Below are 23,622 nucleotides of genomic sequence, written 5' to 3' on the forward strand. Positions count from 1 at the left end.
TGGTAGTAATCCGTACTGAACATATTATACATTATTTTCAGTATAGTTGAGCTTATTATTGACTAGAGTCATGCTCTGATTTCTTCCTGCTTCCACGACCCATGACTGGTAGCGGAGTTGGCCTCTATGGTCGTTTCAGGTTAGTCTGAGACGCCCGAGCTACTGAGAAAAGCCCCGCCCTACCGCTATGGGGAAGTAAGCTAACGGCGCGCAGAGGACGTCAACAACCTTGGTCAGCAAACATGGACGGAGAGGGAGGGATTCGAACCCTCGACGGAGCTTTTGGGCCCCGTAACTTCTTAGCAGGAAGCCGCTTTCGACCACTCAGCCACCTCTCCAGGGCCAGGAAGGGCAATGGCAAGCTGGGATCCAGCCACCAGTTCACTCATTGTAGGGGATGGGATCCCACCCGGCAACTGCCCCCTGACCCGCCCTGCAAAGACTCCGTCCCGCTATCGCGATCAGCCGGGATCCCTCCTGGGGTTGGGTGAGTCTAGCTCACCACCTGCAGGTAAATATCGAAGCTGCCGCTATTGTCGCCGTAGCTGCCCTTGGCGTCATTGATGTTGAAGGCAATATCCAGGTTGGGATCCAGATCCACCTCTTGGGGCTGCTCTGGCGAGGACTCGAAAACCTGATGGGCCACCAGTTGGGCGTTGGGTTGAAACAGCACAATCCCGTAGCGGCAGAGGCCCGGGTAGCGCCACTCCTCAGGGGTCGGGATCCCTTTGCCAAGGGGCGAGCGGATGCTGGTGGAAAACGAGAAGCCATAGCGCCAAGCCACATTCCTGGGGAAAAAGCGGATACGGCTGGCCCGCAACGGACGCCCTTGCCAGCGTAAAATGTTGCCCGCCTCTTGGTTCACCCGCAGGTCACGGAAAGCCATCCAAGCCTGTAAAGCTTCTTCTTCAGGTTGGATCCCTTCGATGGCCAGGGCCTGGCTCCAATCCAAGTCACTGCCATCGCAGGTGATCTGCCGCGGAATTTGCGCCAAATCCAGTTGTGCCAACCCCAGAGTATCAGACGCAGATTGGGTAAACATCTATCTCTCCTGTTTCCATCTGATTTTTCAAAATGACTCCAGAAAGGATGGGCTCCCTCCCCAGAGATTGAGGAGCCGCAGGGATCCCAAAAATGTGTCTAGGGAAAGGTTGTAAGAGACCCCCATCCACATCCCTGCTGCTGGATGGAGAATGTCAGATGCACGATGCCCAACGGAGTTGAAAACCTCAAGCTCTTGCCCGACCGACGAGAGACTGGGAGTTCAAGCTCCTTTAGCAGATAGATCAACGTTACTTGATGAATAAAAGCTATTCCCGAAAAGATAGCCCTTTGCAATACTTTTTTAGGGAACCTTAGGGAGTTGTTAATTCCCTGTGACTCGGCTGCCAATGAAGGCCGGAACCCAAATCCAGGTTTGCTGCAGATCTTCCAGAAGCTTGTATTTTGGAACACATTAATGGTGTAATCCCCTGTTAAGCACTCTTGCGCTCGACCCCTGGGCTCTGCAGCGGCTTTCCACAGCCCAGAGCGCCCTGACAAGCGTTTTTGGTAAGATCACCCCTACAGGTCTCCCAGGGTGCCCGGCGCCCACGGCATGCACGACAACCCTACTTCCCTCTCTTCTGATTTCGAAGTCATCTCTCTGTCCAATCCTCAACAGGCCATGTCTTTGGCGGGCACTCAGGAGGCCAACCTGAGGTGGATCAGTCGCTCCAGCGGTGCTTCTGTAACGCTGCGCGGACAAGACCTGTACCTGAAAGGCACTCCCCAACAGCGGCAGCAGGTGCGGCAATGGCTAGAATTGCTGAGGCCGCTTTGGCAAACTGGGCACCCCGTCACTGTGATCGATGCAGAGCAAGCTTTTCGCGCCCTCTCCGGACAAGAGGCTGCCGCCTACCAGCAAGCACAAGCAGGGATTTTGGCCCGCACCCGCAAAGGGGAGCTTATCCGACCGAAAACGCCCCGCCAACAGGAGTACGTGCGAGCCATTCGCACCCACGACCTCTGCTTTGGCATTGGACCGGCGGGCACAGGAAAAACCTATCTGGCTGCCGTTGTGGCCATTGCTGCCCTACAAAACCGGGAGTACGAGCGTTTGATCTTGACTCGCCCGGCTGTGGAGGCGGGAGAAAAACTGGGGTTTTTGCCGGGGGATCTGGTGGAAAAGGTGGATCCCTATCTGCGGCCCCTTTACGATGCCCTGTTCGAGTTTATCGACCCGGCCAAGCTGCCGCAGTTGATGGAGCAGGGGGTGATCGAGGTGGCGCCGCTGGCCTATATGCGAGGCCGTACTTTGAGCAATGCCTTCATCATTTTGGACGAAGCCCAGAACACCACCCCCGAGCAGATGAAGATGGCCCTCACGCGGCTGGGATTCCGGTCGCGTATGGTGGTTACCGGGGATCTCACCCAAACGGATCTGGGCAAACATCGCATGTCCGGCCTGGCAGCGGCAGAGCGTATTCTGACAGGGGTAGAGGGGGTTGCCTTTTGCTACTTCGACCAGCGGGATGTGGTGCGCCACCCTCTGGTGCAGCGGATTGTCGATGCCTACGCCCGCTACGAGGGGCAGTCGTGAAGCTGAGGGTGCTCTTTTTCGACGCTGTGGGCACTTTGTTTCGGGTGCGGGGCAGCGTGGGCCAGGTTTACAGCCAGGTGGCAGCGGAGTATGGGGTAAGGGTGGATCCCCAGGCCTTGGATCGCGCTTTTGGCCAAGTTTTTGCCCAGGCTCCAGCCCCGGCCTGCCCAGGATTGACGGGATCCCCTTTGCGGGAGTGGGAGCGGACCTGGTGGCGCCAGGTGGTGCGGGAGACTTTTGCCCGGGTGGGATCCCTGGCTGCCTTCGGAGAGCACCGGTTTGAAGACTTTTTCGCCCAATTGTTTGAGCACTTTGCCGGGGCGGATCCCTGGGAGCTGTATCCCGAGACGCTGCCGGCTTTGCGGGCCCTGCAGCAGGAAGGGATCCGGTTGGGGGTGATCTCCAACTTCGACAGCCGCTTGCCCAGGGTGCTGCAGCAGTTGCAGTTGGATCCCTACTTTTCCACCCTCACCCTCTCCACCCAAGTGGGCTATGCCAAGCCCGATCCTCGCATCTTCCAAGCTGCCCTGGCCGCCCACGGGATCCCCCCCGCAGCCGCCGGCCACATTGGCGACAGCCGCCGCGACGATTATCAGGGGGCAAAAGCAGCAGGCTTGCGAGCCCTTTGGCTGGATCGAGAGGGGAAGGATAGCTCCTGCCCAGAGCGGATAGAAGATCTGTGGGGATCCCTGTCCATGCTCAATGGGCCGAAGCAGAATTGAGCAGCAGAGGGGCAAAAAGGCCATCCGGCTTGAGCAGGTAACGCCGCAGGTTCATCCGCCGCTCCAGCAGGCAAGCGTGGCCGCTCTGGGGCGAGATTTCTACCTGCGCCTGGGGCAGCCGTTCCGCCAGCCAGCCCACCTCCTGCACCGAGGGCAACAGGCGATCCCGGCCCCCTGCCACCAGCAAAGTCGGCATGGTCATCAACTCCAGGGGCAGCTTCTCCACAACAAAGGATCCCAGCAAAGCCAAGCGCTGGGCAGCCACTGTGGGCTCAACACTGTGAACTGCCTGGCGCAGCCGCTCCCGATCCGGCGGCTCCATTTGGCTGAGCTCCGCCAAAGCCCCCAACCCTCGCTCCGACAACTGGTGATAGAGCCCCGGTGGCAAAAAGGGCAAGAGAACATGTCCTGCCCACCACCAGGGCCTACGTCGCAGCGACGAGGCTGGATTGACCAAAATGAGGCCGCGGCACCGCTCCGGCCATTGGGCGGCCACCAACAAGGCCAGGCAGGCCCCAAAGGATTCTCCACACAAGTACGCCCCCGCTTCTAGCTGGGATCCCACCCAATCGGCCAGGGTTTCCCAGCTATCCCCCGCTTCCGGGTGGTTCAAACTCAGGGGGCGAATGCGAAACTCCCGCTGCAGAGCCTGCGCCTGCCGGTAAAACAACGTACCTGTGCCATCCATACCGGGCAAATACAGCAGCAGGGGCCGCTCCTGACCGACCGCTCCCGTTGCCGGGCTGACCAAGCTAGAGGCAGATGCTACCGGCTCGCCACTCAACTTTCTCATCTCTCTGCCAATCCCAATCGCACCTGTTCTCGGGCCGCTGCAGTTAGCTCTTGAATGACCTGCATTCGCTCGCGTCGGGATCCCTGGCGCTGCTTCCTGCCCACCCAAAGGGGGGATCCCACCCTGAGCACCACCCGCCGATACAACACCACCGGATGTCCCCCTTCCTGTTGAAATCGGGGTTCAGTGGGGTCAAACCAGCGGAAAAAAGCCATAGGAATATCTACTCCCCGCCATTCTTCCTGCGCCCACACCGCCACCGGCAGAATCGGCAAGGGATCCACCGCTGCCGCCAGCGCCAGGTGGGCAAAACCTGGCTGAAACCGCCCCACCTCCCCAGGCGAGGTCTCACGGGTGATCTGCTCCGCCCCTTCTGGGAAGATCCCCACACCCACCCCCGCTGCCAAACTGGCCTGCGCCTGGCGAAAAAAATGGATTTGCTGTCGGGATCCCTGCTTGAGGGGAATGCAGTCCAAAGCCAAGGCGATCTCCCGCAGCAGCGGCACCTGAGCCAGGTAGTAATGGCAGGCAAAGCGAATCGGTCGGCCCAACCCCGCGATCAGCACCGGTGCATCCAGAAAACTGCGGTGATTGCTCACCACCACCAGCGGGCCAGCAGGAACACGCTCCCCTCCCTCCACCCACACTTCCGTCTGGAAAAGGGTAAGCAACAACTGGGCCAGCATCCTGGGGTCTGGAGGCCAAGAGAGAGCAGAATTGGCTGAGAACGCTGCGAAGGATCCCATCAATAGTCCACCCCGCGCCGCAGATCGGCCCCCTGCTCGGCATAGTGCTTGTGGCTCACCATTTCCGAGTGGACAGAGGCCAGCTCAAAGTAAGGTAAGGGGGCATGGCACCGCCCCGTGATGATGATCTCCGTGTCCCGCGGCTTGCGCAGCAAAGCCTGGACAATCGGCTCCACGTCCAGCAGCTCCAGATCCACCGTCGGGTTCAACTCATCCAAGATGATGGTTTTGTACAGGCCAGAAGCGATGGCCGCCCGTGCCAACTCCCAGCCCCGCTCCGCTTCTACATAGTCGATTTCCTGTTGTTTGCCCCGCCAGACAATGGCGTCCCGACCGCAACGCTGGTGATCCACCAAATCGGGGTAGCTTTCCCGCAGGGCCCGAATGGCTGCATCCTCGGTGTAGCCCGTTCCCCCCTTCAGCCATTGCATGATCAGTACACGATGGGAGAGATCCTTACTGATGCCGCGCCCAATGGCTTGCAGAGCCCGACCCAGAGCGCTGGTGGATTTTCCCTTGCCGTTGCCGGTGTAGATCTCGATGCCGCTGGAAGGGGGTTGGCCGTTTTGGGGATCCGCCGTCCGACGCAGGCTGCGCATTTCCGAATGCAAATCCGCCAGGTCGATAATTGCCTTAGGAGCACCCCGACCAGTGATGATCACCTCCATGGCCTCCGGCTTTTGCTTGAGGGTACTGACCACCTCCTCCACAGGCAACAGGCCCAGATCCAGCACCGGGTTGAGCTCATCCAGCACCACCACCGAGTAAAACCCCGACGCCAAAGCCCCTTTGGCCACGTCCCAGCCACGGCGGGCCTCCTGACGGTCAAACTTGGTGATCTCGTCTGGGCCAAAAAACTCTCCCCGCCCGGTGCGCAATTGATCGATGAGATGGGGGAAGCCTCGCTGCAGAGCCGCAATGGCCGCATCCTCAGCATAGGTTCGGCCTGGCCCCTTGAGAAACCGCACCAGCAACACCCGGCTGGGGGCCGCCTTTTCGATCCCCAAGCCAATGGAACGCAGCACAACCCCTAGGGCCGCCTGGGACTTGCCTTTGCCCTCGCCGTCGTAGACATGGATCTGGCCCCGTCGCCGATCAAACTGCTGGGCAGTCACAATCCCAATTTCTGCCATGCCCCTCCGCGTCATCCTGCTGTGGGAAAATCCCACTTTTCTACCCCCATCTTAGAGCCTAGCCAGAACTTGGGCAGGAGGGGGAAACTAAAAAGCTCCCAAGAGGCCGGAAAGACCGGGGTAAGATGAGCAATGGTTGTCCAGCCGATGCCTGTCTAGCGAGGGATCCCCCTTGTATCCGACTGCATTTTCTTCTCGCCCGTTACTCCCTGCTGTGGATAGCCCTATTGAGCTGGTGGGGGGGACGCCGCTGATCCGTCTGCGGCGGGTTGCTGCCGATTTGCCGGAATCGGTACGGGTATATGGCAAGGCAGAGTGGTACAACCCTGGGGGTTCAGTCAAGGATCGCCCGGCCCTCAACATGATTCGCGCTGGCGAACGCCAGGGCAAGCTTACCCCCGGCAAGATCATCCTCGATGCCACCAGCGGTAACACCGGCATCGCCTATGCCTGGATCGGGGCCGCCTTGGGCTACAAGGTCAAGCTGGCTCTTCCCGCCAACGCCAGCCCGGAGCGCAAGAAGATCCTGGCTGCCTATGGCGTGGACTTGGTTCTGACGGATCCCGCTCTGGGATCCGATGGGGCCATCGAGAAAGCCCGCGCCCTCTATGCGGAAAACCCCGAGCTTTATTTCTACCCTGACCAGTACAGCAACCCCGCCAACTGGCAAGCCCACTACGAAACCACTGGGGTGGAGATTTGGGAGCAAACCCAGGGGCAGGTCACCCATTTTGTTACCGGGCTAGGCACCAGCGGCACCTGTATGGGGGTGGGGCGGCGCCTGCGAGAGTATCGCCCGGATATCCAAATCATTGCCATGCAGCCCGACTCTCCCTTCCATGGCCTAGAAGGGCTCAAGCACATGGCCACCGCTCTAAAACCTGAGATTTACGATCCCACCCTGCCTGACCAGCACATTGAGATCTCCACAGAAGCAGCCCAGAAAATGGTCAAGCGCTTGGCGTTGGAAGAAGGCCTGCTGGTGGGCATCTCTGCCGGCGCCAATGTGGTGGCAGCCCTAGAGGTGGCCCGTCAGCTCTCCTCTGGAGTGGTGGTGACCATCTTTTGCGACGGGGCTGACAAATATCTTTCCGAGCGTTTCTGGACAGAGGAGTGACATCCTCCCGGCGCTCGTCCTGTGGACAGGGCGCGGGCTACCCTTCCCGTCAGCGGGACGGAGTCCTTGAAGCCTGCACTCTCTCGCTTTGGCGGCGCGGAGCGCTTTGCGTCAGCATGAGTGTGGGAGTATGTCACGTACCTTTAAGGCTGAGCGCAGAGGGATCCCATGGCGATCATCGTCCTGAAAGCCTGGTATTTGGATTCGGTGTTGTCTGCTTCTCAAGTCCAACAGAGGGCCCCCGACCTGCGCCTAAGCCGTACCGGCCTCTTGAAAACGGCGATGCGGGCCGACTTTCTCGACGATGTGGAGCAGGTGAAGGCTTCCGTATGGTGGCAGCGCTACCTGGAAGGAGAGCTGGTGGAGTTTTACATCGAGGGCAGCGGTGCCTACAGCATCTCCAACCTCGATTTGATCAGCCGTGAGATCTACTTTAATAAGCGGGCCACCCTGAACATGACCGAGCCGGTCATCTACTTCTGCGGCCAATCGGATTACCCCGACTCCAGCGCCACTCTGCACCGGGCATTGCAAGCCGTGGTAGAGACCCTCAATCGCAACCACGGGCCGGTTGTGCCCCTACAGCTTCAGGGATCCCTTCCCGCCGAGGCCGAGACCCCGCTCATCGATGCGGCCTTGATTCGCAAGCTCAAGCACGCGCTGCTGGTGGTGGCCGATGTAACCCCTGTGCAGGTGAATGGCCGGGGGCGTCCCCTGCCCAGCCCTCAGGTCTGTCTGGAGTTGGGCTATGCCCTGCAATCGAAGCGCCCCGAACAATTGCTGCTGGTACAACTCCCCCGCGACGGCATCGAGGGATCCTTCCCCTTTGAGGTAGAGGGCAGCAGTTTTTTGAAAATCGCCGATCCCCAGCATCTGTCCGATCAATTGGGAGCCGAGATCGCCCGGCAGTTGCAGCGCAACCGGGTTATCTCCCTCTAGCCAGCAGCACCTATCCAACCTCCCCTCGCAGCCGCTAGACTCTTGGAGATGGCCTCATGGTGGCCGCCTCTGGCCATAGGGGGCGCGGATCCCCGAAACCCAAACAGCCTCGCTACCTTATTTTCCCCTTGTGAACCATGACCCTGGCTAATGCAAATCCTTTGATTTCCCCGGATCGCTCTGCATCAGGTTGGCAGAGAGGTCTGAACAGCATAATGTTCCTGCTGCTGTTGGGGTTTCCCCTATCTTGGGTGGGGCACTTCCGGGGCTGGGATCCCAACCTGGTCTTCCTCTGTGCGGCTTTGGCGGTGGTGGCCTTGGCAAAGTTTATGGGTCAGGCCACGGAAGAGATTGCAGCCTTGACAGGGCCGACAGTCGGGGGGCTGATCAACGCCACCTTTGGCAATGCAGCGGAGTTAATCATCGGCTTGGTGGCACTGCGGGCGGGGCTGGTGGATGTGGTAAAAGCCTCCATCACCGGCGCGATCATCAGTAACCTGCTCCTGGTGGCCGGCTTGGCCATGTTTTTGGGCGGGATCAAGTTTCGGGAGCAGAGCTTTCGACCCGAGGTGGCCCGCATGAATGCCTCGGTGATGAACCTGGCGGTGGTGGCCTTGATCTTGCCCAGCGTGGTCACCTATGCCGATGCCAACTTGGGGGAGATCTCCATCCAAGAGCTATCCACGGCGGTAGCCCTGGTGCTGATTGGGGTTTACGGTCTTACTTTGCTGTTTTCCCTCAAAACCCACAGTTACCTCTACGCCCTTCACGAAGCAGAAGCCGCAGAAGATGAGGCGGCCAATCGCCTGGCCCCCAATCCGGTTTTGCAGGCGGAAGGATCCATTCCCCAGGTGTTGACGGCTCCGCCCGAGGGAGCCGGTTTGGGGTTTTGGGTGCTGGCCCTCTTGGGGTTGACGGTGTTGGTGGCGCTGGAGTCGGAACTGTTGGTGAGCACTCTAGAGGATACGCTGGAACACTTTCACATGACGCCGCTGTTTATGGGGGTGATTTTGTTGCCGATCATCGGCAATGCAGTAGAACATGCGACGGCGATCACGGTGGCCATGAAAGACAAGATGGATCTCTCCTTCTCGGTGGCGCTGGGCTCGACGATGCAGATTGCCCTGTTTGTGGCACCCCTGCTGGTGCTGGCCGGGGATGTGCTGCATCAGCCCATGAACTTTAACTTCGGCATGGTGGAGTTGGTGGCCATTGCAGTCTCGGTGCTGCTGATCAATTCCGTCAGCAGCGATGGGCGCTCCAACTGGCTGGAAGGGCTACTGCTCTTGGCCACCTATGCCATCCTCGGGATTGCTTTCTTCTTTCTGGAGTGAGGCGTTAAAGTGTTCTGCACCGCTGACGCAAACGGCTCATGCTGCGAAGCTGCGAATGGTGCCCCGCACCGCTGACGGGAACGGTAGGCAGGCCGAAGCCGGGGAAAACGGGATCCCTGTTTTGGCCTCTCCTTTTCAGTGCATCTCTTGCCCTATCCCCCATAATCGGGCCCGCATGGGGGCAGGAAACTGCTGAAAACAACGGCACCGCCCCCAACCTGCCTTTGCTCAACCGTTTGGATGCCCTAGAAGAGCTGCGGCAAGCGCTTAGCCTCCCCACCTCTTCTATCCAGGCGAAGGCCGTGACGCTGGATGGGCGGCATTTGTTTGTGGTTACTGCTCCCCAGGGGGATCCCGGCAGCCTGCCTCCGGTGTCGCAGCGGGTGCGCTCCATTGAACAAACCCTGCACCAGTTGGCCAGCGCCGGATTCGATCCAGAGGCGCTGCAGGTTGAAGTCACCCTAGACGGCCAGACCAACCAGCCTGTTATCCGGGTGAATGGGCGACATTTGCTGACCATCACCTCCCTCGATGCCCAATTCCAGGGCGCCCAACCCATGGACTGGGCTGAGCAAGTAGCCGGCATTGTCGAGGAAGCGCTGCGCACCTCGCAACGGGAGCGGCAGCCTCAATTTTTGCGCCGCCAAGCGGTGATTGCCCTCGGCATCCTGGCTGTGGTAGGGAGCCTGAGCCAGCTCTGCCAGCGAAAACGGCGACGGCTGCAGCAAAAACGCGATGCCCTGCAGACGGAATACCAGGCCATCCAAGCAGAGATTCAGGAGCGCCTAGCGGGGGAAGAGCAGCCGGGCGTGGATCCCGTCTTAGTCGAACAACAGGCCGGACGCAAACGGCAGGAATCCTACTTGGAGCTGCAAATTCGCCTGCTACGCCTGGTGCAAATTAGCCTGTGGGTGGGCGGAGTTGGGGTGAGCTTGGGCCTTTTCCCGCAAACGCGACCCCTGCAAAGGTTTTTCCTGGTTTCCCTGCGCGGCCCTCTGTTGCGGTTGACAGGGGTGGGCCTGGCCACCTATGGCAGTGTTTGGCTGAGTGGACTGGTACTGGATAACCTCTTTGCTGCCCTGCGCCAAGAGCAAAATGCCCCCACCTATCGCCTCAGCAAACGCCTCAGCACCTTTGCCAGCGTCTCTAAAGGAGCTGCAGCCACTACCCTGGTTTTGCTTGGATCCCTGGCTGGCCTGGCCTCGGTGGGGGTCAATATTGGCCCCTTAGTGGCCAGCCTGGGCTTTATTGGGCTGGGGATTTCCTTGGCTGCTCAGGATCTGATTAAAGATGTGATCAATGGGCTGTTGATTTTAATTGAAGATCAATTTGCCGAAGGGGATGTGATCGTGGTGGACGGGCGGGGCGGCCTTGTGGAACACATGGATCTGCGGCTAACCCAGTTGCGCAACACCGAAGGCAGCTTGATCTCTATCCCCAACAGTGCCATCCGGGTGGTGGAGAACCTCTCCAACGGCTGGTCACGGGTGGATCTGGGGATTGTGATCGCCTATGAAAACGATCTGGAACAGGCAATACGCATCACCGAGCAGGTGGCTCTGCAGATGTACCGGGAGCCAGCTTGGCGGGAAAAAATCCTCGAGCCCCCCGAAATGCACGGTGTCGATGATCTGGGGGAGCGGGGGATCACGCTGCGCATTTGGATCAAGGTGCAGCCTCTGCAGCAGTGGAGGGTGGCGCGGGAATACCGCCGTCGCCTCAAACACGCCTTCGACCAAGCAGGGATCCAGATTCCTTTCCCACAGCAGACCCTCTGGTTCCACAGCCCCTTGGAGATGCGCATCCAGGGTCTCAGCCCAGAGGAGACCCACCGCCTGCTGCACCTGATGGAATCGCGGCTCGAGGCTCGCCTGCGGGAAAGGGATCCCGTTGCAAACGACTTGACAAATTGACAAAATAGGCGGCTGCCGAAAGCTTCTACCCTTAGCCGCTCAGCCGGCTAGCAGTTTCAACAGGGCGGTCGCGCCAGCAGGCCGCAAGTCTAGTGACTACTCATCGCCGATGATTTCCGGCTCAGTCAGTTCATCCGACATTTCGATGACAGCGCGGCGGATTGGCTTCATCCAGCCATCTTCTATATCATCCGGATCCTCGTAGCGGCGGCGCTTGGCGCGGTTGGCCACCTGTACCGTGATGCGATAGCGATTTTTGGAAGCGTTGATCAGAGCCTCTACCCGACGCATCAGCTCGTCATTGTCAATAGCCAGTTGATTCTTGCGGGAAGCCATAATCGCAGTCTTAAATCTTGATATCTTGTTGCCACATATCTTGTTGCCACCGGGATCCCAAGGGGACTCCGTCCCGCTACCGCGAAAGGACTCCGTCCCGCTACCGCGATCGTAGCAGAGAACCTTCCAGTTCTTGCATTCCTGTAGCGTTGCATGGCAATAGGGTGGGACTTTTGCCAAGAACTCATTTGTCAAGATTTGTCAAGAACTCATTTGTAGAGCAGCTTGCTCTGCTCTTGTACAACTCACAGGGGCTGCTAATCCAGCAAAAACTGTACCCACTTCGGCGGGGGTGGCAGCGGGCAACGAAAGTGCTCCATCACCAGGGCGGCCACCAAATGCACCGTGAATACGTAGATGAGGGAATTGAAGGCAATAAATCCCACCACCACCACCTGAACCATCCAGGGTTCTGCCACCCAGTAGACGCCCCATCGGCTGAGGGACACATCCAGGAGCCAGTTGGTTAGGCCGGTAAGTTGAATGGTTACGTAGATCCAGAGGTTTTCCCCCACCAGTAGGGAGGAAAGCACCAACTGAAAGATCAAGCCCAGGGCGCTGAGCACAGCCCCGCTCACCACCGAGACGTACCAGGAAAGACGCTGCTGCCACAGGCGGGCACACCAATAGCCCAGCAGACCATAGGGAATGACATAGAGAATGCTGCGCGTGGGCCCTATCAGCACCGTCAGCAACAGGCCGGAGACCACCAGGGCCATTGCCCCTGTGCGGGGATCCCAGCGCATCACCGCCAGCGCCACCGGGATGGGGAAAAACAGACGTATAAAGGGGGCCAGCGGCGTGTAGCTCAGGATCCAGATCAAGGCCGCGGTACTGGCCAAAAAAGCCGTTTCCACCACCCTCAAAGCCGGAGAACGGGGAGGTGGGGGGGGTAAGGGAGGAAAGTCATCCTGCACAGAAGGCTGAGGCGGCGGGGGCACATCCAGAAAAGCACAACTTTTCCCAGCTTAGGCCACCGGTTGCCGGGTTGGGCGAATTGTTGCCCAGAGGTGTGGATCTGGACTGCAAATCGGCTACAGGATAGGCCCTGTTGTCGATTGGGGCTGCCTCAGCGGATCCCTTTTGGATTTCAGGACATTCGGCAACATTTCCCAAGGCCAACCGTGAACCGACCCCCATCGGCCAGTCTCTCCTGACCCTACCCATCAACTTGTCTTGAAACGACTAGGGCGTTCTGATAAAGTTGAGGCGGGATTTGCCCTGAGAGAGCGGGATCCCTTCTGGACAAGTCTAGGGTCAATGCTATGGCAGTGCGGGTGGGCATCAACGGTTTTGGCCGCATCGGACGGCTGGTGTTGCGGGCTGCTTGGGGCTGGGAAGAGCTGGAATTCGCCCACATCAACGAGATCAAAGGGGGAGCTGCGACGGCGGCCCACCTGTTGAAGTTTGACTCGGTGCAGGGCCGCTGGGCTATCGACATTGAGGGATCCGATAACCGGCTGCGCATCCAAGAGAAAACCCTCACCTTCAGCGAACACAAATCCCCCGGTGAAGTGCCCTGGGCAGAGTTGGGGATCGAGCTAGTGCTGGAATGCTCGGGCAAATTTGTCAAGGCAGCGGAGCTGGATGCCTACTTCAAAGCGGGGGTGCGCAAGGTGATTGTGGCTGCCCCTGTCAAGGACGAAGAGGCCCTCAACATTGTTATGGGCGTCAACGATCACCTGTACGACCCGGCCCGGCACCATTTGCTCACGGCGGCTTCCTGCACCACCAACTGCCTGGCTCCTTTGGTGAAGGTCATCCACGAGGGGATCGGCATTGTTCACGGGGTGATCACCACCATCCATGACGTCACCAATACCCAAACCATGGTGGATGCCCCCCACAAAGATCTGCGGCGGGCCCGCTCCGCTCTGCTGTCTCTGGTGCCCACCACCACCGGCTCTGCTACGGCCATTGGTCTGATTTACCCCGAACTCAACGGCAAATTAAACGGCATTGCGGTGCGTGTTCCTCTCTTGAACGCTTCCCTGACCGATGCGGTGTTCGAAGTCAGGCGGCCCACCACCGTGGAAGAAGTCAATCACCTCTTAAAAACTGCAGCCGAGGGCGAACTCAAGGGGATCCTCGGCTACGAGGAGCTGCCCCTGGTCTCGGTGGATTTCAAAGGGGATCCCCGTTCCAGCATTGTGGATGCGCCCTCGACGATGGTGGTGGACGGCACCCAGGTAAAGGTTCTGGCCTGGTACGACAACGAATGGGGCTACGCCAACCGCATGGCGGAATTGGCCCGCAAGGTGGCCCGCAGTCTATAGAAACATCTCCCTTGGAGACCTGCCCATGACTTCTGTTTCGACGGCTCAAGCCTCTGCGGTTCGCAACTACGCCCTGGTTACAGCGGCCTATTGGGGGTTCACCATCACCGATGGCGCCATCCGCATGTTGGTGCTGCTGCACTTCCACAAGTTGGGCTTTACCCCGATCCAAATTGCCATGCTGTTTCTCTTCTACGAGATCTTCGGGGTGATTACCAACTTCCTGGGCGGGTGGATTGGATCCCTGTTTGGCCTGCGGCTGACCCTGTATGGGGGCATTGCCATCCAGATCTTCGGTTTGGTGATGCTGGGGGTGATCAACCTGCAGTGGCCGGTCTGGGGCCAGGTGGCCTACGTGATGACGGCCCAAGCTCTGGCCGGGATCGCCAAAGACCTCACCAAGATGAGCTCCAAAAGCGCCATCCGCCTGGTGGTGCCCAAAGAAGCGGAATCCCGCCTGTTTCGTTGGGTGGCTATGCTCACCGGATCCAAAAACGCCCTCAAGGGGGTGGGGTTCTTTGTGGGAGCGGCCCTGCTGCAGATCTTCACCGAAATCTACGGGGATCCCATGGGCTTCCGCATGGCCAACTTTGTCCAGGCGGGGGCGTTGGCTTTGATCTTCTGTTCGGGGGCGCTGCTGCCTGCAGACATGGGCAAAATCAAGGCCAAGATCCCCTTCAAGCGGCTGTTTTCCAAGAGCAGAGAGATCAACATCCTCTCGGCGGCCCGCTTTTTCCTGTTTGGATCGCGGGATGTGTGGTTTGTGGTGGCCCTGCCGGTGTTTCTCTACGACAGCTTGGGCTGGACTTTTATGCAGGTGGGCAGCTACATGGCCATCTGGGTGATCGGCTATGGGTTCATTCAGTTTGTAGCGCCGCAACTGCTGGGTGGGGGTCGCCCTGGCCGTGCTCCCAAGGCGCGCACCATCCAGATTTGGACCTTTGTGCTGACGGCGGTGCCGGCAATGATCGCTACAGCCTTCATGGCCGGGCTGGCGCCGGAGCTGGTGATCACCGGCGGCTTGATCCTGTTCGGGATCGTCTTTGCCTTCAATTCGGCGGTGCATTCCTACCTGGTGCTGGCCTACACGGAGGATGACGATGTGGCCCTCAATGTGGGCTTTTATTACATGGCTAATTCCGGCGGGCGGCTGTTGGGGACGGTAACTTCTGGGATCCTCTTCCAGTTCTACGGATTGGAGGGCTGTCTTTGGTTTTCCACCCTCTTGATCTTGGCGGCGGGGCTGTTCTCGTTGAAATTGCCGGATCCGAGCAAAACCCCGGTGGAGTGGGTGGTTAAGCCAGGGGATTGAAGATGGAGGGCTACCAGCCGAGATGATGCAGTCCGCTCAACCCAATCCACACATGGATGGGCAGGGAAAGAAGTCTGCGCTGCCGATGCAACTCAGCCCAAACAAGAGGCCCAACGATGAGATAGTAAAGGAGCAAGCAGCTTTTCCGGCAGCCTATGAGCCTGCGCATCGTTCCCACGACGCCCTTTCCTGGCCAAAGACCCGGCACTTCTGGCCTGCGCAAGCCGGTGTCCGTGTTTCAGCAGCCCCACTACCTGGAAAACTTCGTCCAATCCATTTTTGATGTCCTAGAGGGATCCGCCGGCCAAACCCTGGTGGTGGGGGGAGATGGCCGCTACTACAACCGCGAGGCCATTCAGATCCTGCTCAAGATGGCGGCGGCCAACGGCATCGGGCGAGTCCTGGTGGGCCAAGGAGGGATCCTCTCCACGCCGGCGGTTTCCTGTCTCATCCGCAAGTACGGCGCCTACGGGGGGATCATCTTCTCCGCCAGCCACAACCCCGGCGGCCCCCAGGGGGATTTCGGCATCAAGTACAACATCGGCAACGGTGGCCCTGCCCCGGAGAAGGTGACCGAGGCCATTTACGCCCGCACCCAGCGGATCCAGGAGTACCGCATCTGGGAAGCTCCCGATGTCGATCTGGATCGCTTGGGCGAGCAACGGCTGGAATCCCTGACGGTGTCCGTCATTGACCCGGTGGCCGATTACTTGGGCCTGATGCAGCGTCTGTTCGATTTCGAGGCCATCCGCGACTACCTGGCCTCTGGGATCCGCATTGCCTTCGACGCCATGCACGCCGTCACCGGCCCCTATGCCCACGCCATTTTGCAGGGATCCCTGGGAGCACCAGAGGGCAGTGTGCTCAACGGGCAGCCCCTGCCGGATTTTGGCGGCGGACACCCGGATCCCAACCTGGTGCATGCCCGCTCGTTGGTGGAACTGTTGTTTCGGGAAGATGGGCCGGACTTTGGGGCCGCTTCCGATGGGGATGGGGATCGCAATCTGATCCTGGGCCGCCAATTTTACGTGACCCCCAGCGACAGCTTGGCAGTCTTGGCTGCCAATGCCCACCTGGTACCCGGCTACCGAGAAGGTCTGGCGGGAATTGCCCGCTCCATGCCCACCAGCCAGGCAGCGGATCGGGTGGCGGCCAAGCTGGGGATCCCTTGCTACGAAACGCCTACCGGCTGGAAATTCTTCGGCAACCTGCTGGATGCGGGCAAAGTTACCCTCTGCGGGGAAGAGAGCTTCGGTACCGGATCCCACCACATCCGGGAAAAAGACGGGCTCTGGGCCGTCCTGTTTTGGCTGAACATTTTGGCCGTTCGACGGCAGCCGGTGCGGCAGATCGTGGAAGAGCACTGGCGCACCTATGGGCGCAACGTCTACTCCCGTCACGACTACGAGGGACTGCCGGTGGAGGTGGCCGAGGCGCTGATGGCAGACTTGCGACGCTCCCTGCCCGGGTGGGTGGGCCAGCGCCTGGGATCCCAGCTGGTGGCCTACGCTGACGACTTCAGCTACACCGATCCCGTAGACGGCAGCACTACCAGCCACCAAGGGATCCGCATCGGCTTTGAAAATGGCTCCCGCATCATCTACCGGCTTTCTGGAACCGGCACCCACGGAGCCACCCTGCGGGTGTACCTGGAGCGATTGGAGCTGGATCCGGCCCGACATGGCCTGGAGCCCCAAGCGGCCTTGGCCGAACAGATTCAACTGGCCGATCACCTTGCCCAGATTCGCGCCCGCACCGGTCGGCAGCAGCCAGACGTCATCACCTAACCCGCCGCAACTGTTGGCAGGGATCCTGCCGGCGGCGGTTCCTGGAGAAGCGGGGATCAGGGCCTGAGGCCATCCCAGCCGGTCGCTTCGGCGTCGCGGAGCAAAAAGGTGCCGATAGGGGAGGTAATGGGAGAGGTCAGTTGAAAATCTCCCCGCTCTTGGGTGAGGCCCACCGGGCGACTGGGGAAAGCCACCAGGATCCCTTCCAAGCGCAGTGACTCTGCCACCGGATCGTAGGCAAAGCGCAGCTCAAAATCCCGCAGGTCACGGCGAACTTCCACCCGGCGGATCCCTGCTTCCGTCAGGCCCAGGCGCAGCCGCCAGTGGTTTTGCCACTGCGTGCCGAGAGTGGCATCCAGCTCCAGGCCATAGGTAGAGATCTGGCCCAACCGGGGATCGTAAACCGCCTGCAGCGCATAGCTGATCCCCGGCTCATACACATCCAGGCCGGAGCGTTGATCCCGGTTAAACGTGGTGCTGCTGCGCCCCCGATATTCCAGACGGATCGGTTGCAACTGCCCTTCGTTGAGGTCGTAGGCCGTCTGCAACTGAATGTTGAACAGATCGGGAGCAGTGTTCCAGGTGAAGTTGGCGTTGAGGGTGTCCCACTTCTGGGCAACGAAGTCGTAGCCAAAGCTGGTGTCCAGGCGCACCAAGTTTCTCACCTCTGCCTGCAGCTCCTGCAAGTTGCGGGAGGCAATCGCTGCCAAATCCTCCGGGGTATCGTCGGGGAAGGTCAGGGCTATCGGCAGCTCGCCGGGCAGGTCATCTTCAAAGGCAATGTAGCCTGGGGGGACATTGGGCAAAAGATCGCGGGGCGTAAAGAAGCTGATGTTGGCATTGATGCGATCCACATCTCTGGGGCTGGTGGAGAGGGTTTGGAAGGGCACAGAATTGTTGCCGTAGAAGGTGCGGCTGTAGCGCAGGTCGATGGTATTCCAGTCGGCAGGTCTGAGGCTGAGGCGAGGGTTGAGGCTGACAGTAGACTCCTGGTCAGGAGTGGAGTAGAGAACTTGGGTGTAATCGATAGAACCCGGCATGAAGGTGATCCAGGGAGCCGGTTGAATATCGTTGAACTGGAGGCTGGAGCGCAGCTCGTAGCGATTGAAAAAGTGGAGACCTGCCCCCACCTCTTGATCCGGCTGTTGCTCTTGAGTCAGGGTGAGGGCGCTGCTGAGGGCAATATCGGGCGTGATGCGAACGAGGTCGGGGTTAAAGGCCAGCTCGAAGTTGCGACGCGGCTCGTTGTCGCCATTGGAACTGCTGTAGGCACGGTAGGCCAGGCGATAGGTACCTCCCCAACCGGGTGGGGTCAGTTGAGTGCCCAGCGTCAACCGCGCATCGGCAAAGTCGGGGCCATCTTTGACGCTCACCCGCTGGTTGTAGTCCAAGCGCAGATCCGATTGCAGCCAATGCACGCCCCCGTAGCGCTGAGTGTGGCTGAGGGTGAGGGGGAAGCTGTAGATGCCCCGCTCCTGGGATCCGGTGCGGCTGATGTTGAGGGTGGTGGTGGAGAGATCCCCCTGAAAGGTGGCGTTGAGGCGGAGATCGGCGTTGTCGTTGCGTCCGCCGGCAGGACGGTAGGTGTTGTCCAGGTTGAGGTTGAGCTGCCCCCGCAGTTGGCCTTCCTGCCCAAAGAGGTTGGCAGCGTAAAAGTCGAAGTTGTGGTCGATGCGGAAACGGCTGGAGAAGCGCTGTTGGTCGGCTTCGGTAACCAAGTAAAACTGGGCTCGCCCGTAGTTGACGCTGTCCGGGATGGGCAGGATGTAGTTATGCAAGAAACCAATGCCCACCCCTTTTTTCTGGATGGCATCCAGCCGCAGGCCGCCGAAGTTGTATTCGTCGAAGCGGTAGGCCCAACTGGATTTGACAAACACCCCCTCTGTCTCGCTGCGCCCCGGCAGCACCCATTGGTGATCTCGCAGGCTGTAGATGAACAGGGGGAAATAGGCGATCTGAAGGCCCGCCCGCAGATCCCCTGCTTCTGTCAGCTCGCCGCCGGCAAACACGCGGGCGTCGTAGACGATCACCCGGTCATCGGGAAACACCTCCACCCGATCCCCTTGCACGTAGTGGGTGATGGGTGGCTCTGGCGAGGTGGTGACGGTGGCTTTCTCGAAAAAGATCTGATCCCCCAAAATGGCGGTGGTCTCTTGGCTGCGCACAAAAACCTTGGTGCCCGGCTCCTCCCCCGGCAGAATGACCAGCGAGCTCTCAAATTGGGCGGTGCGACCGGGGATATCCAGATCCAAATTTCGCCCTTCGATTTGCCGAATCCCCCGCCCTTGGGGGCCAGGGGGCTGCTCCATGCGAAAAGGGCCCTCGCTGCGCAGGCGTCGCTCCCGCCGATAAAACAGCAGCCGGTCGCCGGTGATGCGGGTGCCGTCGGCCAGTTGGATCAAGGCGTTCCCCTCGGCAATGCCCAGGTCTTGTTCGGCGATGTAGCTGAGGACATCCCCGCTGACGTTGATTTGATCCGGGTCGAGGGGGATTTGCCGCTGCGCGGTGGCCGAGAGTTGCTGGCGAATCTGGGATCCCTGGCTGCCGGTGCCAAGATTTTCTGCCGCTGAGACGGCATCTGCCCCGGTGCCCAGATCCCGCAAAAGGGGGAACTGCTCCAGCAGTTGAGGAGCCAGGGGTGAGCCCGCAGTGGGGACAAAGGCTTCCCTGCCCCTTTGAGTGGCCATGGGGGATCCCGTCAGCCCCGACCCAGGGGTGGCCTCTGCCAACAGGACACCGCCCAAATCCAAGCTCCCACCGGCTTGGGAGATCAGGGGAGGAATGGTCTTGGGGGAAGCTGGGATCCGATTTAACCTTGCCTCTGAACCGGCTCCACCTTGCAGTTGGGCCGTAGCCCGGTTTTCGCCATTGGATTCCGATCGCGTTAGCGGGACGGAGTCCTTGGTGGGGCGCAGCCAGGGTTGCTCTTCCACCCGCAGGGCCTCAGCCTGAGAAGTCATGGGCTGGGAAAGCCGAAGGGAGTCCAGGGTGGGAACTGCTGCAGTGGGCGTCGCCGGTGAAGGGGGTTGGGGAGAAGGTGTTGCCTGGGCCTGCTGCGCCTGTCGCCGAGCATGGGCTGCTGCCCCTTCGGCCAACAGCCGTTGTAGCCGCTGTCGGTTCAGTTCTTCTGGCGTGAGGGGCTTTTCAGGAGAGTTGGCAAGGGGAGGGGATCCAAAGTCTGAAACCGGGGCCGTAGGGGGTGGGGTTGCCGCAGTCAAGGCTGTAGCAGGCAGAGAAGATTGCGCCTCGGCCAAGGTGATGGGCTCCTCATCGGCGGCAGCCATCGGTTCTGGGCTGGAAGCCCGGCGGGCCAGTTGCAGGCGCTGAGCAAGTGTTTGCGCTGACCGAAAGCGCTGGTAGCCCTCCAGAGAGAACTCCGTCCCGCCGACGCCAACAGTGGGCAGGGGGTCCAACTGGGCGAAGACGGCCTCCCCCGTCCCCAACCACAGGGAGCCGCCCCAGCAAAGGGCCAACCACTTTGCCCAAGGGCTGAAGTCAGGGGGGAAGTTGCAGGATTTCACCGTAAAAACCGCCACAGTAAAGAAAGGCCTACCCCACCGAAAATCATATTCGGCAACCAGGCAGCCAGCCAGGGATCGATGTGCTCAACTCGACCCATCGCTCGTCCCAGGCTCATCAGTACATAGTAAATAAACACCAGAACAATCGCTAGCGCCACGCCGCCGTAGCGCCCCGTTTGCCGCACCGTTTGCAGGCCCAAGGGGGCAGCCACCAAGATGGCGAAAAAGCTGGCCAAAGGAATGGCGAACTTGAGGTGGTATTCCGTCAGGCAGCGAGCCACATCGGCAGAAGGGCGTTGCTCCGCTCGATATCGCTGGCACTGCTCCCACAGCTCCCCCGCCCGTTGCTCTTGGGGCACTTTTTCCGCGTACACCAGGCCCACCAGTTTGTTGACGATGTTGAGCTGCATTTCTTCCACCTGGCCTTCATAGTAGGTGCGCCCCTGCTCGTCATAACGGCGGATCACCACATCTCGCAGTTGCCACGATTGGCCCACCTGCTGCGCGGTTTGAGCGGAGATCACCTGCGGATAGCGCAGGTGGCCGGTCTCAGCTTTGCGATCCAGGATCAACAAATCCTGCATCAAGCCGGTCTTCGGGTCAATCGATCCGACATGAAACCAGAGATCATCATCCACCCGCACGATCTCTTCTGGATTAAACAAAAGGGCATCCTGAGCCAAGATGAGGTTTTTATTCAGGGTTTTCACCTTTTGGTTGGTTTCCGGCACAATGACTTCATTGGTCAACAGTGCCAAGCCGCTGATCAGCAGGCCAATACAGAGCACGGGGATAAACACTTTGCGATAGGGGATCCCAGCAGCGCGCAGGGCGGTGATCTCGCTGTCGGCTCCCATTTTGCCCAGGGTGAGCAAGGTGGCAAAGAGGCCGGCAATGGGAAAGGTGACCACCAAAATGGCGGGCAAATTGAGGAGGAGAATGTGCAAAATGGTCAGGGGAGGGGCGCCCTTTTTCACCAGCAGATCGGTGTAGATAAAGAGCTGGTTGCCCAGCATCATCACCGTGCCCCCGGCCACCCCCAGAAAGAAGGGGCGGATCATCTCTTTGAAGAGATAAAACTCCAAAAAGGCAGCCCCCAATTTCAGGGATCCCCAAAAGCTGCCCGCTTGAGCAGGGGTTCTGCGCAGTTTGCCCTCGGCGAGTGGAGCCGTCATGACATCACCTCGGATCACAACCTCAGCCAAACCTGGACGATCAAAAACCACAGATGGCTCCCCGAGGGGGGATCCCATCAGAGGGCGTCGGTGATGCGAAACTGAAACATGCCCTGCTGTTGCCCGTCCCCTTCGACGGTGTATTCATCTTGTTTTATGTTCAGGGTAACCAGCTTGCCACTGAGGCGATTGGCACCCCGGCACATCTGATCCAGCGCGTTGCGGCCCGGCAGAGCTTGGGTGCTCTCCCCGGGAAGGCGGCCGACCTCTCCCCGATCGCAGAGCACCACAGGAGCCTGTTCGGCGCTGATTTTGAAAATTTGTTCTCGGTCAAAGTAATCGGCGCGATCCCCTTCGATGGCGCGGTTGGCCTGCACAATAACCACATTGCCAAAGAAGCGAGCATCGCCGCTGGCTTGGTCGATCTCCACCCGGTCGGCGTAGATCACCGTCGGCTGATCCACATCGGCCTGGGTCTCCGGGTTTTGTAGCCGCCGCGCCAGCCACTCCCCTTCGATCTGCTCGATCACCACCTCTCCCCGCAGCTCCACCTTTTCAGGGGTGATGGTGGCCTGGTTGGCCTTGGCCCTGCGCCCCCGCTGGATGAACTCGACGGCATCGCTAAACTCGGAAGTGCCGGTGCGGGAGTTGTAAACCAGGCGGGCAGCCCGCACCTCGGTTTCGGCTTGGCGCAGCTCCTCTGTCAGGGATCCCCCGCCGGGCGTGGGGGTAGAGGCAGCCATCTGCCGGTAAAGGACGTTGTCTTCAAAGAAGAAGATCTTGTCGCGGTGGTTGCCCTCCAGGCGGGCGGAGGTGAGCACCCGTCCGGGTTCTTCCAGGGTAACTCCTCCCGTCAACAGACTTTGGGATTCGCGGCGGCGGTAGGTGCCCTGGGCCGCCTGGATGATGGTTTCCCCCTGGCGGATCTCCAGGTTGCCTTCCCCTTGGGCAATTTGTGTGTTGCGGTCGTACGTGAGGCGGTCGGCAATGATGGTGACTTCTTGATCCTGTTGGTCTGGGGTCGCCTCCGGGCCGGGAGAGGCCTGGGCCAAGCGCAGATCGGCCAATAAGGGATCCCGGCTGCTGTCGCCGGCCACCTCTTGCAACACCACACCGCCGGAGAGAATGCTTTGGGCCTGCTGGCGCAGGTAGGTGCCTTGGGGAGCGCGAATCTCGATGCCGCGTTCGCGAATGCGCAGGTTCCCTTTCCCCTCGGCCACCTGGTTGGTGCGGTCGTAGGTGATCTGGTCGGCGGTGATGGTGGTGGAGGTGGGTGCCGAGCCGTTTGGGGGCAACACTATCAGCTTGCCCTGCTCGGCCCTGAGAAGGGCAAATTGAAAGTTAAACGAGCCAGAGCGGCCCTGCAACACCATTTCCCGGCCTTTGAGGGTGAACTCCGCGGGCACCTCGATGCGTTCTTCGGGGGTGACTCTCAGGGCGCTGGTCAAGAGCAGGCTGCCGTCGCCGCTCCTCACCTCCACCTCCTCATCCAAATACAGCTCGTCGGCGGTGGCATTGTAGCGGGCTCGCTTGGCCCGCCAAGTCATCTGCTCGCTGCTATCAAAAAAGGGATCCGGCACCCCTTCCTGTCGGTCGGCGCTTTCTCCGTAGAAGTAGCCGTGCGCCCCCTGCTCAAATACCTGTTGCCCGGCTGCCAGATCCACCTGCTCGGCGATCAGTCGCCACCGCTGATGGCCTCCCCGACGACCCAAGATATCTACCCTGCGGCTGACCGAGAGGGGCTGGTCGGGGGGAGGAGACTCCACCTTCACTTCTTCGATGTCGATCGACAAGGCCCAGCCCACCAAAGCAGCCAAGATGCTGCTCCCCAACAGCGCCACTCCCAGGTTGGAATTGAAGAATCGCCCCATCCTATTCTTGTTCTTGCTGCCGCCTCACCTCGACCCGAACCGATGACTCACCTCAGAGGCCATGCT

Annotated in this window: 18 protein-coding genes and 1 tRNA gene; 9 read left to right on the forward strand and 10 right to left on the reverse strand. The window is 60.0% G+C overall.

Annotated features, from left to right (window positions below; all coding sequences use genetic code 11):
- Window positions 1-247: 247 nt before the first annotated feature.
- Both NW834_RS05030 and NW834_RS05035 read right to left on the reverse strand, forming a co-directional pair.
- Window positions 248-338: transfer RNA gene (locus NW834_RS05030), tRNA-Ser, on the reverse strand.
- Window positions 339-493: 155 nt separating this feature from the next.
- A complete protein-coding gene (locus NW834_RS05035) occupies window positions 494-1,042 on the reverse strand; it encodes a hypothetical protein (protein ID WP_011433891.1) in 549 nt (182 codons plus the stop codon).
- Between the two features lie 555 nt (window positions 1,043-1,597).
- On the opposite strand from NW834_RS05035, the gene NW834_RS05040 reads away from it, so the two are divergent.
- Together NW834_RS05040 and NW834_RS05045 are read left to right on the forward strand one after the other, a co-directional pair.
- Complete coding sequence (locus NW834_RS05040; RefSeq protein WP_414330856.1) at window positions 1,598-2,581, forward strand: PhoH family protein; 984 nt, start codon at window positions 1,598-1,600, stop codon at window positions 2,579-2,581.
- Window positions 2,578-3,303, forward strand: coding sequence for an HAD-IA family hydrolase (locus NW834_RS05045; RefSeq protein WP_011433888.1), 726 nt, complete (start codon window positions 2,578-2,580; stop codon window positions 3,301-3,303). The genes NW834_RS05040 and NW834_RS05045 overlap by 4 nt, the downstream gene beginning before the upstream one ends.
- Here NW834_RS05045 and NW834_RS05050 read toward each other — a convergent pair.
- The 3 genes from NW834_RS05050 to NW834_RS05060 form a co-directional block, all read right to left on the reverse strand.
- On the reverse strand, window positions 3,281-4,096 hold the full coding sequence (locus NW834_RS05050) for an alpha/beta fold hydrolase (protein ID WP_414418937.1): 816 nt from the start codon (window positions 4,094-4,096) through the stop codon (window positions 3,281-3,283). The genes NW834_RS05045 and NW834_RS05050 overlap by 23 nt on opposite strands.
- Window positions 4,093-4,770 carry a lysophospholipid acyltransferase family protein gene (locus NW834_RS05055; protein ID WP_414374555.1) on the reverse strand — a complete coding sequence of 226 codons (678 nt, stop codon included), beginning with the start codon at window positions 4,768-4,770 and terminating at the stop codon, window positions 4,093-4,095. The genes NW834_RS05050 and NW834_RS05055 overlap by 4 nt, the downstream gene beginning before the upstream one ends.
- Window positions 4,771-4,841: 71 nt before the next feature.
- Window positions 4,842-5,975 (reverse strand): cob(I)yrinic acid a,c-diamide adenosyltransferase, encoded by a 1,134-nt coding sequence (locus NW834_RS05060; protein WP_414374557.1) that lies wholly within the window; start codon window positions 5,973-5,975, stop codon window positions 4,842-4,844.
- Between the two features lie 172 nt (window positions 5,976-6,147).
- On the opposite strand from NW834_RS05060, the gene NW834_RS05065 reads away from it, so the two are divergent.
- From NW834_RS05065 to NW834_RS05080, 4 genes are all read left to right on the forward strand, one after another.
- Complete coding sequence (locus tag NW834_RS05065; protein WP_148202762.1) at window positions 6,148-7,092, forward strand: PLP-dependent cysteine synthase family protein; 945 nt, start codon at window positions 6,148-6,150, stop codon at window positions 7,090-7,092.
- Window positions 7,093-7,260: 168 nt separating this feature from the next.
- Window positions 7,261-8,031 (forward strand): hypothetical protein, encoded by a 771-nt coding sequence (locus NW834_RS05070; RefSeq protein WP_414329723.1) that lies wholly within the window; start codon window positions 7,261-7,263, stop codon window positions 8,029-8,031.
- A 215-nt stretch (window positions 8,032-8,246) separates the two neighbouring features.
- Window positions 8,247-9,365 carry a calcium/proton exchanger gene (cax, locus tag NW834_RS05075; protein ID WP_414418936.1) on the forward strand — a complete coding sequence of 373 codons (1,119 nt, stop codon included), beginning with the start codon at window positions 8,247-8,249 and terminating at the stop codon, window positions 9,363-9,365.
- 38 nt (window positions 9,366-9,403) lie between these two features.
- Complete coding sequence (locus NW834_RS05080; protein ID WP_414418935.1) at window positions 9,404-11,278, forward strand: mechanosensitive ion channel family protein; 1,875 nt, start codon at window positions 9,404-9,406, stop codon at window positions 11,276-11,278.
- 96 nt (window positions 11,279-11,374) lie between these two features.
- On the opposite strand, the gene NW834_RS05085 is transcribed toward NW834_RS05080, so the two are convergent.
- Entirely contained in the window at window positions 11,375-11,614 is a 240-nt protein-coding gene (locus tag NW834_RS05085; protein WP_011433877.1) for a DNA-directed RNA polymerase subunit omega, read from the reverse strand.
- A gap of 257 nt (window positions 11,615-11,871) precedes the next feature.
- A complete protein-coding gene (locus tag NW834_RS05090) occupies window positions 11,872-12,555 on the reverse strand; it encodes a DUF2232 domain-containing protein (RefSeq protein WP_011433876.1) in 684 nt (227 codons plus the stop codon).
- A 324-nt stretch (window positions 12,556-12,879) separates the two neighbouring features.
- On the opposite strand from NW834_RS05090, the gene NW834_RS05095 reads away from it, so the two are divergent.
- From NW834_RS05095 to NW834_RS05105, 3 genes are all read left to right on the forward strand, one after another.
- Complete coding sequence (locus tag NW834_RS05095) at window positions 12,880-13,890, forward strand: ArsJ-associated glyceraldehyde-3-phosphate dehydrogenase (protein WP_414418934.1); 1,011 nt, start codon at window positions 12,880-12,882, stop codon at window positions 13,888-13,890.
- A 25-nt stretch (window positions 13,891-13,915) separates the two neighbouring features.
- Window positions 13,916-15,202, forward strand: a complete 1,287-nt coding sequence (arsJ, locus tag NW834_RS05100; RefSeq protein ID WP_414418933.1) for an organoarsenical effux MFS transporter ArsJ — start codon at window positions 13,916-13,918, stop codon at window positions 15,200-15,202.
- 155 nt (window positions 15,203-15,357) lie between these two features.
- Complete coding sequence (locus NW834_RS05105) at window positions 15,358-16,989, forward strand: alpha-D-glucose phosphate-specific phosphoglucomutase (RefSeq protein ID WP_414426235.1); 1,632 nt, start codon at window positions 15,358-15,360, stop codon at window positions 16,987-16,989.
- A 56-nt stretch (window positions 16,990-17,045) separates the two neighbouring features.
- Here NW834_RS05105 and NW834_RS05110 read toward each other — a convergent pair whose 3' ends face one another.
- From NW834_RS05110 to NW834_RS05120, 3 genes are all read right to left on the reverse strand, one after another.
- Entirely contained in the window at window positions 17,046-20,462 is a 3,417-nt protein-coding gene (locus NW834_RS05110) for a hypothetical protein (protein WP_414418931.1), read from the reverse strand.
- Between the two features lie 44 nt (window positions 20,463-20,506).
- Entirely contained in the window at window positions 20,507-21,685 is a 1,179-nt protein-coding gene (locus NW834_RS05115) for an LptF/LptG family permease (RefSeq protein ID WP_414418930.1), read from the reverse strand.
- Between the two features lie 77 nt (window positions 21,686-21,762).
- Window positions 21,763-23,556, reverse strand: a complete 1,794-nt coding sequence (locus NW834_RS05120; protein WP_414329693.1) for an LptA/OstA family protein — start codon at window positions 23,554-23,556, stop codon at window positions 21,763-21,765.
- Window positions 23,557-23,622: the final 66 nt, after the last annotated feature.

This window comes from Synechococcus sp. R60.1 (assembly GCF_047461835.1).
GTDB lineage: Bacteria > Cyanobacteriota > Cyanobacteriia > Thermostichales > Thermostichaceae > Thermostichus.